The 12,594-nt window shown below is 61.6% G+C and carries 11 protein-coding genes; 2 read left to right on the forward strand and 9 right to left on the reverse strand.

The genetic code is table 11. The annotated features are described in order from the left end of the window. Positions 1 to 11 precede the first annotated feature (11 nt). The 9 genes from Q0908_RS09725 to Q0908_RS09765 all read right to left on the reverse strand — a co-directional run bounded on the left by Q0908_RS09725 (position 12) and on the right by Q0908_RS09765 (position 10,352). Entirely contained in the window at positions 12 to 1,943 is a 1,932-nt protein-coding gene (locus tag Q0908_RS09725; protein ID WP_299283438.1) for a beta-galactosidase, read from the reverse strand. Beyond that, positions 1,940 to 2,773, reverse strand: coding sequence for an SMP-30/gluconolactonase/LRE family protein (locus tag Q0908_RS09730; RefSeq protein WP_299283440.1), 834 nt, complete (start codon positions 2,771 to 2,773; stop codon positions 1,940 to 1,942). The genes Q0908_RS09725 and Q0908_RS09730 overlap by 4 nt, the downstream gene beginning before the upstream one ends. Next, a complete protein-coding gene (locus tag Q0908_RS09735) occupies positions 2,773 to 3,375 on the reverse strand; it encodes a 2-dehydro-3-deoxy-6-phosphogalactonate aldolase (protein ID WP_299283442.1) in 603 nt (200 codons plus the stop codon). Before Q0908_RS09735 ends, Q0908_RS09730 begins: the two co-directional genes overlap by 1 nt. Continuing rightward, positions 3,372 to 4,262 carry a 2-dehydro-3-deoxygalactonokinase gene (locus tag Q0908_RS09740; RefSeq protein ID WP_299283444.1) on the reverse strand — a complete coding sequence of 297 codons (891 nt, stop codon included), beginning with the start codon at positions 4,260 to 4,262 and terminating at the stop codon, positions 3,372 to 3,374. The genes Q0908_RS09735 and Q0908_RS09740 overlap by 4 nt, the downstream gene beginning before the upstream one ends. Further along, positions 4,262 to 5,032 carry an SDR family oxidoreductase gene (locus tag Q0908_RS09745; protein WP_299283446.1) on the reverse strand — a complete coding sequence of 257 codons (771 nt, stop codon included), beginning with the start codon at positions 5,030 to 5,032 and terminating at the stop codon, positions 4,262 to 4,264. Before Q0908_RS09745 ends, Q0908_RS09740 begins: the two co-directional genes overlap by 1 nt. Positions 5,033 to 5,054: 22 nt before the next feature. Further along, a complete protein-coding gene (locus Q0908_RS09750; protein ID WP_299283448.1) occupies positions 5,055 to 7,139 on the reverse strand; it encodes an alpha-galactosidase in 2,085 nt (694 codons plus the stop codon). Further along, on the reverse strand, positions 7,136 to 7,984 hold the full coding sequence (locus Q0908_RS09755; RefSeq protein WP_299283449.1) for a carbohydrate ABC transporter permease: 849 nt from the start codon (positions 7,982 to 7,984) through the stop codon (positions 7,136 to 7,138). Before Q0908_RS09755 ends, Q0908_RS09750 begins: the two co-directional genes overlap by 4 nt. A gap of 1 nt (position 7,985) precedes the next feature. Beyond that, positions 7,986 to 8,981: a sugar ABC transporter permease gene (locus tag Q0908_RS09760; protein ID WP_299283451.1), complete on the reverse strand. Its 996-nt coding sequence runs from the start codon at positions 8,979 to 8,981 to the stop codon at positions 7,986 to 7,988. 138 nt (positions 8,982 to 9,119) lie between these two features. Further along, positions 9,120 to 10,352, reverse strand: coding sequence for an extracellular solute-binding protein (locus Q0908_RS09765; protein ID WP_299283453.1), 1,233 nt, complete (start codon positions 10,350 to 10,352; stop codon positions 9,120 to 9,122). Between the two features lie 200 nt (positions 10,353 to 10,552). Between Q0908_RS09765 and Q0908_RS09770 the strand changes: the two genes are divergently transcribed. After that, positions 10,553 to 11,341: an IclR family transcriptional regulator gene (locus Q0908_RS09770; protein WP_299283455.1), complete on the forward strand. Its 789-nt coding sequence runs from the start codon at positions 10,553 to 10,555 to the stop codon at positions 11,339 to 11,341. A gap of 30 nt (positions 11,342 to 11,371) precedes the next feature. After that, positions 11,372 to 12,433: a sn-glycerol-3-phosphate ABC transporter ATP-binding protein UgpC gene (gene ugpC, locus Q0908_RS09775; protein ID WP_299283457.1), complete on the forward strand. Its 1,062-nt coding sequence runs from the start codon at positions 11,372 to 11,374 to the stop codon at positions 12,431 to 12,433. The last annotated feature ends 161 nt before the right edge of the window (positions 12,434 to 12,594 follow it).

Below are 12,594 nucleotides of genomic sequence, written 5' to 3' on the forward strand. Positions count from 1 at the left end.
GTGTGACAGTTCTATGACACGTGCGACAACACTTTACGCAAGATACCCGCAGGTGGCACGTCTTGCCCTTCGATTTCAACGGCTTGTGTGGTGTAGTTGAACCAGAATACCTCCGACCCTGTCGCGCGTCGGCGCACGCCTTTGGGCATATCCGTCACCGCGAGCTCCGGCGCGACAACGCGGATCAGCGCCATATGTGCCACATCATCACCCCACCCCGCCATGTAGGTCACACGCGCGCCGCATTGCACCGCAACAGGCGCATCATCCTCGGTGCGCAACACCACCTCACCCCCGCCTTCGATCTGTTCCAGATAGCCCTCGACCTGCCCGCCGCCTGCAAGCGCAATGGGCAGATCGGGCCGGATAGATTGCACCCGCGAGACAACCAGATCGCTGCCCGGCCATGCGGGCGGCAGTGGCGTCGTAATGTTGAAATGCGGGTCACGCGCGCCACTGCGCGGGCCGATAATGATTTGGCCTTCGGCATCGTTCAGCGCCGCTTTCAGATCGTCGGGCATGTGCATCATCCCCGGCACCATCACCAGCGCATAGCCTGCAAAATCCCGCGTCGTGGGGGGGAGGATATCCACCGACAGCCCCAGCTTGCGGCAAGCCCGGTACCACGCGAAGACCAACCCGAAATAGCTGAGGTCGACCCCATGCGGCTGCACGGCCCAGGCCGCGTCGGCGTCATAGTCGAACATGATGGCCACGGGCGCTTGCGCCATAGCCACGTCCGGTGCGTCCTTCAACTCCGCCATCACCTCGGTGGCCTCCCCGAACGCTTCCGCCTCGACCGAGTCAGGGCGCAAGAGGCCTGCATGCATCTGCTCTTGCGCGAACGGGGCCTGCCGCCAGCGGAAATAGCACACCGCCTCGGCCCCGTGAGCAAAGGCTTCCCACGTCCACAGGCGCACCATGCCGGGCAGTGGCGCGGGGTTGTAGGGAGCCCAGTTTACCGGGCCGGGTTGCTGCTCCATCACCCACCAGCGTCCATCGCGGCCCACGGCGCGGTAAAGATCATGGTGAAAGGCCTGAAAGTCGGGATCGCCCTGCCGCGCATAGGCGCGCTTGTGGGCGTCATCCGCGCCCGAGCGATCCTCGAGAAACCCGAGCGGATAGCTGTCCCATGACGCGATATCGAGGTCGGCGCCCACCTTGAAGTGGTCGAAATCCGTGATCCGGCCCATGTAGTTGTGGGCAATCGGGGCATCGGAATGGGCGCGGATAATGTCAACCTGCGCGCGGTTGAACGCCACGACCTGATCCGAGGAAAACCGGCGAAAGGCGTGGGCGTGGGCCGGGTTCACCTCGGTCACGGTCAGATTGGGCAGGCCGATCTGATCGAAATCATCGTAGTCCATCGACCAGAACACGTTGCCCCATGCCGCATTCAGCGCGTCGATGTCACCGTCATTGCCGGGCCCCGGAAATTGCCCGCGCAACCAGTCGTGAAAGGCGGTACGGGCGGCGTCGGAATAGCTGAGCACCGTGTCGTGGCAGCTGTATTCATTGTCCGTCTGCCACGCAGCCACGTGCGGGTTCGGCCCGTAGCGTTTGGCCAACGCGGTCACGATCTTGCGGCATTCGGCGAGGTATCCGGCGTGCGAAAAACAGTAGTGGCGGCGCGAGCCGTAGCCGCGCACGCGCCCTTCGGCATCGACCGGCAACATCCCCGGATGCTTGGCAACGACCCATGCGGGCGGGGTCGCCGTGGGGGTGCCCAGCACGACGCGCAGGCCCGCCGCCCCGAGGGTTTCGATGGCGCGATCGAGCCAGCCCCAATCGTAGGTGCCCTCGACCGGCTCCATCCGTTTCCACGCAAATTCCCCGATCCGCACCCATGTGAGGCCGAGATCGGCCATGCGTACCGCGTCCTCGGCCCACTGCGCCTCGGGCCAGTGTTCCGGGTAGTAGCAAACGCCAAGCGTGCGCTTCATAGGATCACCTGATGCTCGCGCTGGCCCTTGATGCCAACGCCTATGGAAAATGTCATACCGCCCTGCGCGTCATCGACACCTTGCGCCGCGGAGGTCACAAACAAGGTCGTGGCTTCGGCACCGCCAAAGGCCGGGCAGGTGGTCTGGGTTGCGGGCACCTCAATGGCGCGCACGAGCCTGCCGTCGGGGTTGTAGCAGGCGACACGGCCCGCCCCCCACTGCGCGTTCCAGAGGTTGCCATCGGCGTCCACAACCGCGCCATCCGGGTTCAGCCCGTCCGGGCGCAAGTCCACAAAGGTCTCAGGCGCGCCCGTGGGCCAACCTTCACTGTCCAGAGCAACCCTTTGGATTTGCTGAGAGAACGTGTCGGAGAAATAGGCCACCGTCCCGCCCGGCGCAAAACAGATCGCGTTGGAGATCGTGATCTTGTCGAACAGCTTGCGCAGCTCGCCTCTGTAGTAGCGATAGATCGCGCCCGCGAAGGGTTCGGCGTTCCGCCCCATGGTTCCAATCCAGAACCCGCCGTAGGGGTCCGCACGGCCGTCATTTGATCGCGTGACCGGATTGTCCGCCTCAAGCTCCACCACCAGCGTGCGCGCACCGGTGTTGATGTTGAACCGCCAAAGGCCCAAGGCGGAGGCGATCAGCAGCGTGTCATGATCGACCCACCCGGTCGCGGAAACGTGTTCGTCAAAGTCCCACACCTGTCGGTCCTGGCCTTTACAGAACAGCCGCTTGCCCAGAATATCAAACCAGAACAAGGCGTTGCGGGTCGGGTGCCACATCACGCCCTCGCCCAGGGCGCAGGCGTGGTCGTCAAAGACGTCCATCAGACACCCGCATCATAGGCGGCCACCATGTCGGCGGCCCGGCTGGCCACATCCGCGACACTCATCCCCGGCTTGTAAAGCGCGGAGCCAATGCCGAAGCCGGTGATGCCAGCGGCGAACCACTCGGCGAAATTGGCTGGGCCCACCCCGCCCACGGCGTAGGTTTTCGTGCCCTTGGGCAGAACCGCGCTGATGGCCTTGAGCCCCTCCACGCCCAACAGGGACGCCGGAAAAAGCTTCAGCCCATCCGCGCCTGCGTGCAGCGCGGCAAAGCATTCGGTCGGAGTCATCACACCGGGAAAAGACAGCATGCCGGCCTGTTTCGTGGCGACAATCACGCTGGCATTCGCATCCGGCGACACAACCATATGCGCGCCCATCTCGTGCAGGCGCTCGACGTCAGACACCTCGAGCACGGTGCCCGCACCAATCATTGCCGCGCCGCCGTGCTTGCCCAGCATCTGTCCAATACTCTCAAAGGCATCTGGTGAATTCAGCGGTACCTCGATCCGGGTAATCCCGGCGTCCATCAGGGCGTCGGCCACGGGCAGTGCCTCATCCGGGGTGATGCCCCGCAGAATTGCGATAATCTCTCGGCTCATGCGGCCTCTCCATAGATCTGGGTGTAGGCGGCGGTGAGGCCTGCCAGTGTCATGTCCTGTGCGCCTGCGGTGTGGCACGGCACGCCTTGCGCCGCGAGCGCGGCGGCATAAGCATCGCTGAGCGTCTCGGCCCCGATCAGCGCGACCTGCTGGCCCAACCAATAGGGGCGCATCGCGGCCAGTTCCGCGCCGATCAGCAGGCCCGACAGACGCGCACGGGCTGCATCCCCGGGCAGTGCGTCCAGCAACCCTTCGGCGCGCAAGGAAAACAGCGCAGCGGCGAGGGCCTCGGGGCGCGACAGGGTCTGATCGACACCTGCCATAAAGGCCGCATCGTCCCACCCGTCAGCCATCGAGTGGCGCAGAACCGATTGGGAGGAGAGCAACGCGAACATCTCGCCCGTCATTGCCGTGCGGAAACTCACGATCTCGCCCGCGCTGATGTGGACCCATTTGGTGTGGGTGCCGGGCAGACAGATCACCCCGTCAAAGCCCGGATGGGTGGCGATATAGCCCGCGATCTGGGTCTCTTCCCCGCGCATCACGTCGGCGGGCTTGGTCTGTTTGACGCCGGGCAGGATGCGCACATTCAGCGCAGTATCAGGCACTTGCACGGCCTCAGACGCGCCGGGCGGTGCGCATGGCACGGCTGTGTAAGGGGCCTCGGCCCAGCCCTGACGCGAACCAACCATGCCGCAGGCGAGCACCGGCGCGGGCAGTGCATCGCCCACGAGGGCCTGTAAGGCGGGTTCAAACCCGCCCCGCTCGAGCGTGCCCATGCCCGCGGCAGAACTGCGCGCCTCGATCACTGCGCCATCCCGGCTCATCAGCCACGCGCGCAGATGCGAGGTGCCCCAGTCAACCGCGATCCACGCCACATCGCCCATCAGCCCGTCACCACCACGCCGCCATCAATGACCATCGCCTGTCCGGTCATCATGCGGCTGGCGTCGGATGCCATGAACAGCGCCGCCCCCACGATGTCGCGCGGCTCAAGATGTTCCTTGAGGCACTGGCGTTCCATATGCGCGGCGAGACCCTCAGGCGTGGCCCATTTGTCGAGTTGTTTCTGGGTCAGCACCCAGCCGGGGGCCAGCGCGTTCACTCGAATCTTGTCGGGGCCAAACTCGCGCGCGAGGCTGCGGGTCATGCCGTTGATCCCCGAATTGGCCCCCGTATAGAGCGGATAGCCCGCATTCCCCATCATGTAGCTGATCGAGGAGAAGTTGATGATCGACCCGCCCCCGGCCGCTTTCATGCCGGGGATCACGGCTTGGCAAGCGAAGAAGTAGGCCTTGAGATTGATCGCGATCATCCAGTCAAAGAATTCTTCGTCAACGGCGGCCGTTTCGTGGCGTTTATCGTTGGCGGCGTTGTTGACCAGCGCACGGATAGGTCCGTGCGCTTCTGCCGCCTGATCGATGCACGCCCGCAGAGCCCCGATGTCGGTGATGTCACAGGGCATGAATAGCGGGCGGTTGCTGTATTTCTGCTCCATCTCATCGCAAAACGCCGTGGAATCAGAGCGTTGGACGAAGGCGACCTTGGCCCCCTGCTCCACGAACCCTTCCGTGAGGGACGCCCCGATGCCAGACCCGCCGCCCGTGATGAACACGGACGCCCCGGCCAGATCGTGAAATGTCGCAGTCTCTTTCATCTCTTACCTCTTCTTCCGGCCCTCAGGCCAGATCGCCCTTGATGACCCACATCCGTTCAGGAAAGCTCCACGGCAGGGTCAGCCCATGATACATCAGATAGGCCCCGCTCACCACGAGGGGGCCGGATTTCAGCGCGTTGGCGCCGCGCGACAGGTGCCCGATCTCGTCCCGGTTCACCAACTCGATGCGGTACTTGGCCTCCGGTGTCAGCCGGGTCAGCCGCAAGGGGCGCGGCGCAATCTGATCGGAGGTCGCGGCCTTACCCGCAAAGACCACGAACTGCGCGCCGCCCACCTCAAGATGCTGCTCGGCCATCACCGCCGGGTCCGCACTGTCCAGCCGCAAAATATCGGCCCCGTACATCCAGTCGCGATTGTATTTCCACCAGCCGGTGACGCGGCTCAGAACCTCGGCCTCGTCCTCGGTCAATTCGCGGGGGTCCATCTCGAAGCCCATATGACGTTGCGCGGCGACCCATGCCCGGAATCGGATATCGAGCGTGCGTCCCGACGTGTGGCAGGTGCGCGGCCCCACATGGCTGCCGGTCACGGCCATGGGCAGAAAGATTGACGCGTTGTGTTGGATGCGCAGCCGTTCTACCGCGTCATTGCTGTCGCTGAGCCAGACGCGCTGTGTGCGCTCCATGATGCCAAAGTCGATGCGCCCGCCGCCGGACGCGCAGCTTTCAATCTCCACATGCGGAAACTCGCGCCGCAGCCGGTCCAGCAGCGCATAGGATCCCCGCGTCTGCGCCGCATCCGGCATGGGCAGCACGCGGTTGTGATCCCATTTCACGTATTCGATGTCGTGGCGGGCCAGAATGTCGCTGATACGCGCAAACAGAAAGGACTGGACCGCAGGCAGCGCCATGTTGAGCGCCATTTGCTGTCGGCCCATGATCTGATCCCCACCGCCCAAAGCCCAGTCGGGATGGGCGCGGAAGATGTCGGAGTTCGGGTTGATCATCTCGGGCTCGAACCAGATGCCAAAGGTCATATCCAGCGATTTGACGTGATCAATCAGCGGCGTCAGCCCGTCGGGATATTTGCGGGGATCGACCTCCCAATCGCTCAGGGCTTGCGTGTCATCATCGCGGCTGCCGAACCAGCCGTCATCCAGTACGAAGCGTTCGGCCCCCAACTCAGCGGCGCGGCCCGCGATGTCTTTCAACTCATCGAGGTTATGGTCGAAATAGACCGCTTCCCAGCAATTGTAGTGGACGGGGCGCGGTAGTCCCGGGCGCGGAAACGTCACGATCCGGTCGCGCAGGTGGCGTTGAAAGGCCACCGCGCAGCCGTTCAGCCCATCATCGGAGAAAACGGCATAAAGCTTGCCGGTCGCGAATTTTGTCTGCGCGCTGCCCTCGACCCGTGCGGCGTGGCCGAACTGGATCTGGCGGCGACCATCAGGTAACTCCTCGGCCACCATACGATGCCCGCCCGACCAGCCATAGTGGAAAGCATACGTGTGCCCGGAAGCGTTCGAGGCACCGCGCACGGGGACAATCAGCCCTGGGAAATGTTCGTGACCCGTGCGGCCCGTCCGGTTCTCGCGGTAGCGCATGCCGGGGGACCACTGCGTGCGGTTCATCTGGAACTCGCCGCACCAGCGCCCTGCGAAATCGATCATCTCGTCAGCAAGTTGCGGGGCGGGAAAGACCGGCGCACTCAGCCAATGCAGGTGCATGGGGTTCTCGGCCTCGACCTCGGCGCTGGCCTCGATGATGTGGGTGTCAGGATCAAGGGCAAAGCGCGCGCGATAGGTCAGCACGCGGTCCTGATCGAGATAGGTCAGAATCAGCACGTTCTCCCCCAGATCGGCCTGCTCCAGACAGAACTTGGGCAAAAACGGCGTGCCGTCGCCATTGCGGATGATCAAACCGGGCTGGCCCGGAAAGGACCGGGTCGCTTCGGGGCAGATGCTCAGCTCGGGGTTGGCATCCAGCATGCCGCCAGTCACATCCAGTGTGTAAGCCTCGTATAGCGTGGTCAGATCTTCGGTTTCTGGCAGGCTCGGGCCCCAATAGACCACCTCGGCCAGCCGGCCCCGGTCCGAGCCGAGCACCAAAGTCTGACGCCCATCGTCCAGGCGCCAACAGCGTATCACTTTACAGCCCCCAGGGTCAGACCGGCGATGAAATGCCGCTGCATCAGGAAGAAACACACGACCGGCGGGATGGCCGCCAACAAGGACGCGGCAGACACCAGATGCCAGTTGTTCACGAACTGCCCGTTGAGGGCGCGCACGCCTGCTGTGATGGGCTTGGCTCCCTCGCCTTGCGTCAGCACGTTGGCCCAGAAAAAATCGTTCCACACGAAGGTGAAGATCAGCACCGCAAGGGCCGCAATCGCAGGGCGCACCAGCGGCAGCACGACGTACCAGAAGATTTTCCACTCGGCCACGCCCTCAATCCGGGCGGATTCCACCAGATCGAAGGGCAGCGCCTTGATGAAATTGCGCATAAACAACGTACAGAACCCTGTCTGGAAGGCCGCGTGGAACAGGAACTGACCCGCAATCGTGTCATAGAGCCCGGTCTGCACCGACATATCCCGCACCGGCACCATCAGGATCTGGAAGGGGATGAAATTGCCCGCAACAAACAGAAAGAACAGCGGCAGCGCGACGCGGAAGCGGTAGATCGCGAGTGCGTAGCCCGCAAGGCAGGCCAGTGCAACCGAGATGACGACCGTGGGCACCGTGATCAGCACCGAGTTCCACATGTACTGAGCCGCAGCGGATTGGGTGAAGACGGCTGTGTAATTTTCGATGATGGCGAATTCCGAGGGCCAACCAAACACGTTGCCCGAGTTGATATCGGCGGCCGAGCGGATCGACGTCAGAAAGATCGCCAGCAACGGCAACAGCCACAGGATCAGCGCGAAGGGCAAAAAGGCTTGGTACGCAGCGCGCGTGGCGGGGCCTGACTTTTCAATAGGTTTCGGAAACATCTCAGCGCCCCCCTCTTTCGTCCTGGTACATGCGCCACAGGAAATAACTGATGAAGAACAGCATGATGCCGAACAGCACCGTCGCCACGGACGAGCCATAGCCATAGCGTTCGCCATACTCGGAAATCGCGACTTCGTACATGTAATGGGACAGCACGTTGGTCGACCCGAACGGGCCTCCTTGAGTCATGATCGCGATCATATCAAACGATCGCAGCGCGCCAATCACGGTCACAACGACGGCGATGAAAGTCGCGGGTTTGAGTTGCGGCACCACGACGTACCACAGCATTTTCCACCCCTTCGCTCCGTCCAGCCGCGCCGCCTCGATCTGGTCCGAGGCCACGTTGTTAAGGCCCGTGAGGTACAGAATCATGCAATAGGCGATCTGCGGCCAGAGCCCGGCGGCAATGATGCCATAGGTCGCCCATTCGGGGCTCGACAGGATGTCGGGAGCGGGACGCGAGCAGGTGAAGGTCACGTTGCCCAAGATGTTGGTTGTTTCCTCGCAAAAGATCGCCTTCCAGACGGTGCCCACGACCCCGAAATCAGGGTTGTAGAACCAGCCGAAGATCAGGCCGACGACGACTTGGGAAATCACGAACGGAAAGAAGAACATCGACTTGTAAAAGCGCATACCCGTCACCGTCTGGTTCAGAAACAGCGCGATGAAGAGGCCCAAGGGCACCGCCAACATATACAGCACCAGCCATGCGATGTTGTTGCGCAGCGAGGTCCAGAAATTCGGGTCATCCCAGAGCTTGACGTAGTTGTCGAAACCGACCCAGACGGCGGTGCTTTCGCCGTCCACATTATAAAGGCCGTTCCACTCGTAAAGGCTCAGCCACAGGGATTCAAAGATCGGGATGACGACGTAGATCGCGAAAAAGATCAGCGCCGGGATCAGGAATATCCAAGGCGCGATGGCCAACTTGTTCCGGCGGACCCAACTGGGCCGCTTGGGCACATCGGTGTCTGGCACAACGGCATGGGACATGGGGGTGCGCTCCTGATCTGATAATGGACTGCGCGGCAAAGATGACGCCTAACCGCATGAAAAGGCTCGGGAACAAGCCCTTGCAAAAGGTCAGTTGGAAAACGTAGGGCGGGCAATTTTGCCCGCCCTATCAATCACTTAGTTATAGACTTCTTCCTGAACGGTATCGAGACGCTCAAGGATCGCGTCGACCTTGGACGGGTCGAGCATGAATTCCTGGAAGCCTTCCATACCTGCCTTGGCCATGGCCGCAGGGGCGTCACGGTCATAGAACTGGGCCAGACCGGATGCACCGTTCAGCAGCGCAAAGCCTTCCTGAATGAACTTGTCATCCGAGATGTCGGCCTTGGAGTTGATAGGCAGCTGGCCAATGGTCTTGTTCCACTGGGTCTGCACATCGGGGCGCGCGACGAAAGCCAGAAACTTCTTGGCATCTTCGACATTCTTGGCATTGGCCGGGATAAAGAACGCATCCGCTGGCGCCTCTTCGGCACCGGGGATGGACGCATCAATTGTCGGGAACGGCATGAAGTCGATCTGATCTTCGGTCAGACCTGCGTTCTTGTATCCATCCACCGAGAAGTTACCCATCACGTACATCGCCGCATCGCCGTTGGCGAAGGGCGCGATGGCGTCCTGCCAGCTCATCGAGGCGTGGTTTTCGACAAAGCCACACTCGTTGATCAGCGTTTCCCAGTTGGCAAACGTGGCGCGGATGCGGTCGTCGGTGTATTTGATCTCACCAGCGGTCAGCGCGTTGTGCACGTCATAGCCGTTGGTGCGCAGGTTCAGGTAGTCAAATACGCCGGCAGCGGTCCACAGGAACTTGGTGCCGATGGTGAAGGGCGTGACGCCATTCTCTTTCATCTTGCCACAGGCGGCGAGCAACTCGTCCCATGTCTGGGGCTCTTCCAGCTCCAGCAGGTCAAAGATGTCTTTGCGATAGTAAATACCCCACTGATAGTAGGAATAGGGCACGCCCCAGATCTTGCCATCGCGCGACATGGTGGGCTTGATGGCCGCCAGGTCTTCGTTAAAGCCGTTTTCTTCCCACACATCATCGATGGGCTGGAACAGGCCCGCATCGACGAAGGGGGCCATACGGTTGCCAGGGTACCAGCTTGTGACGTCAGGCGCATCGGCCGTCAGAAAGTTGCGAATCGCTGTCTTGTGCGCTTCGCGGTCATTGATGTTGACGATCACGTTGATGTCGGGGTTTTCGGATTTGAACAACTCGACCGCATCTTCAAAGCCCTTCTTGGGGCCGGGGTTAAGATCGTCAAAGTTGATCACCAGATCGCGCGCAAACGCGCTGCCGGCCATAGCTGTCAGGGCAATCGCCGCCGCAGCGGTTTTAAAATTCAGGAACATGGTTTCCTCCCTTAGTTCCGTTTCTTGCGTTCCCGAACCTTGTATCATCGCCCCGGAAACGGAAAGTCAGATTTGTTTTGACTTACAGTCTTGCTTGGTGGCAAGTTCCACATAGTGAAACCGTATCCCAACTATTGGAACTATGCGGTGGAGCATCCCGCAGGTCAACAGTTTCCTGCGGCGAGGTTTGGGAGGACCACATGAACACCGCAGCCCCCCGGTCGGGGGATGGAACCATTGGCAAGGCGCTTCAGGTGCTGGACCTCGTGGCAGGGTTTGAACGCCCCGTGCGGTTTTCCGAATTGCTGTCCTTGTCCCCTCATCCAAAGGCCACGCTTTACCGGCTGGTGCAGACGCTCACGAATCTCGGGATGCTCAAATATGACGTGGATCGCCAGACCTATGCGCCCGGTTTGCGCCTTGTGTCACTGGCCCATGCAGCGTGGCGTCAAAGCAGCCTGGCCCCTATTGCCCGCCCCCATATCGACGCGCTCAGCGAGACCTTGGGGGAGACGGTCCACCTGGCCCAGTTGGACGGCGGACAGGTTCTCTATGTGGACAAACGCAACGCCGCCGACCCGATCGAGATGTTTTCCCAGGCGGGCAAGGTCGGCCCCGGATACTGCACCGGCGTGGGCAAGGCGATGCTCGCTTTCCTCAGTGACGAGGCGCGCGAGACTGCACTGTCCCAGCAGGCGTGGTTTGCCCATACGGCGCATACGCATACGGGGCGCGAATCGCTGGAGGCTGAACTGGCCGACATCGGGCGTGACGGCATCGCCTTTGACCGCGAAGAGCATGAACCCGGAATCATTTGCATCGCTGCACCGATTCTATCCGACACCCGCCGAGCCATCGGGGCGCTGTCGGTCACGACCACCACATCCCGCAAGTCGCTGGACGATCTGGCCGCCCTTGCCCCGCATCTTCAATCCTGTGCGCGTGACATCGCCCACAGCGCTGCCAACTGGCAGTTCCCCAGCCAATAACCGCATCGCATCACGACAAAGGAACCTCTTATGACCGGCGTAACCCTTCAAAAAGCAGTCAAAAGATATGGGGCCACTCAGGTCATTCACGGTGTGGACCTGACAATTGACGATGGCGAATTCTGCGTCTTTGTCGGCCCCTCCGGCTGCGGCAAATCCACTTTGCTGCGCATGATCGCGGGGCTTGAGGAAACGTCTGATGGCCAGATCAACATCGGCGCGCGGGACGTGACCCACATGGACCCCGCCGAGCGTGGCGTGGCGATGGTGTTCCAGACCTACGCTCTTTATCCGCACATGACGGTCGAGGAAAACATGGGCTTCGGCCTGAAAATGAACGGCGTCGACAAGGCCGAGATCAAGCGCAAGGTCGATGGGGCCTCAAAAATCCTCAAGCTGGACGACTACCTGTCGCGCAAACCTGCCGCCCTGTCCGGTGGTCAACGTCAGCGTGTCGCGATTGGCCGGTCCATTGTGCGCGGCCCCGAAGTCTTCCTGTTTGACGAGCCGCTTTCGAACCTCGATGCCGAGTTGCGCGTTGACATGCGGGTCGAGATCGCGCGGCTCCACAAAGAACTCGGGACCACGATGATCTATGTGACGCACGATCAGGTCGAGGCGATGACGCTGGCTGACAAGATCGTGGTGCTGCGCGCAGGTCATATTGAACAGGTCGGCAGCCCGATGCACCTGTATCAGGACCCGGACAACAAATTCGTGGCCGGATTCATCGGCTCGCCTGCGATGAACTTCGTGACCGGCGTGGCGCAATCGGGCGGCGTGCGCGTCCCTGCCCTTTCGGATCAGGTGATCCCGACCTCGGTGGCCCTGCCCGCCGATGGCGCAGAGGTGACCGTGGGCATCCGGCCTCAGGATATGGAACTGACCGCTGCCCCCTCACCAATCCAACTCGACATTCGCGAGCGGTTGGGCGGGGTCGCCTATGACTATCTGACAACGCCAACCGGCGAGCGGATCGTGGTGGAGTCCAAAGGTGATCTGGCCATGGAAGAAGGCACGGAAGTCACGCTGACCTTTGATGCAAGCCGGGTGATGTTTTTTGATGCAGCGACCGAGGCGCGACTGCGCTAGGTCCTTCGATCTTCATCTTTCGTTAAGGCCTCGCAGATCAAATGGATCTGCGGGGCTCTTCTTTGTGCAATGCCAGCTTGTGGATAAATCCGGGACTTGGTGTCCACAGATTTTATAGCAATGTCGCATTAACTGAAGTGATAGACGGTAAATTGGTAAAA

It is taken from the genome of uncultured Tateyamaria sp., assembly GCF_947494755.1.
Classification (GTDB): domain Bacteria; phylum Pseudomonadota; class Alphaproteobacteria; order Rhodobacterales; family Rhodobacteraceae; genus Tateyamaria.

Coding starts and splice junctions, on each gene's coding strand:
- Q0908_RS09725 (WP_299283438.1), bottom strand. CDS start 1,943: ATGAAGCGCACGCTTGGCGTTTGCTACTACCCGGAACACTGGCCCGAG.
- Q0908_RS09730 (WP_299283440.1), bottom strand. CDS start 2,773: ATGGACGTCTTTGACGACCACGCCTGCGCCCTGGGCGAGGGCGTGATG.
- Q0908_RS09735 (WP_299283442.1), bottom strand. CDS start 3,375: ATGAGCCGAGAGATTATCGCAATTCTGCGGGGCATCACCCCGGATGAG.
- Q0908_RS09740 (WP_299283444.1), bottom strand. CDS start 4,262: ATGGGCGATGTGGCGTGGATCGCGGTTGACTGGGGCACCTCGCATCTG.
- Q0908_RS09745 (WP_299283446.1), bottom strand. CDS start 5,032: ATGAAAGAGACTGCGACATTTCACGATCTGGCCGGGGCGTCCGTGTTC.
- Q0908_RS09755 (WP_299283449.1), bottom strand. CDS start 7,984: ATGTTTCCGAAACCTATTGAAAAGTCAGGCCCCGCCACGCGCGCTGCG.
- Q0908_RS09760 (WP_299283451.1), bottom strand. CDS start 8,981: ATGTCCCATGCCGTTGTGCCAGACACCGATGTGCCCAAGCGGCCCAGT.
- Q0908_RS09765 (WP_299283453.1), bottom strand. CDS start 10,352: ATGTTCCTGAATTTTAAAACCGCTGCGGCGGCGATTGCCCTGACAGCT.
- Q0908_RS09770 (WP_299283455.1), top strand. CDS start 10,553: ATGAACACCGCAGCCCCCCGGTCGGGGGATGGAACCATTGGCAAGGCG.
- ugpC (WP_299283457.1), top strand. CDS start 11,372: ATGACCGGCGTAACCCTTCAAAAAGCAGTCAAAAGATATGGGGCCACT.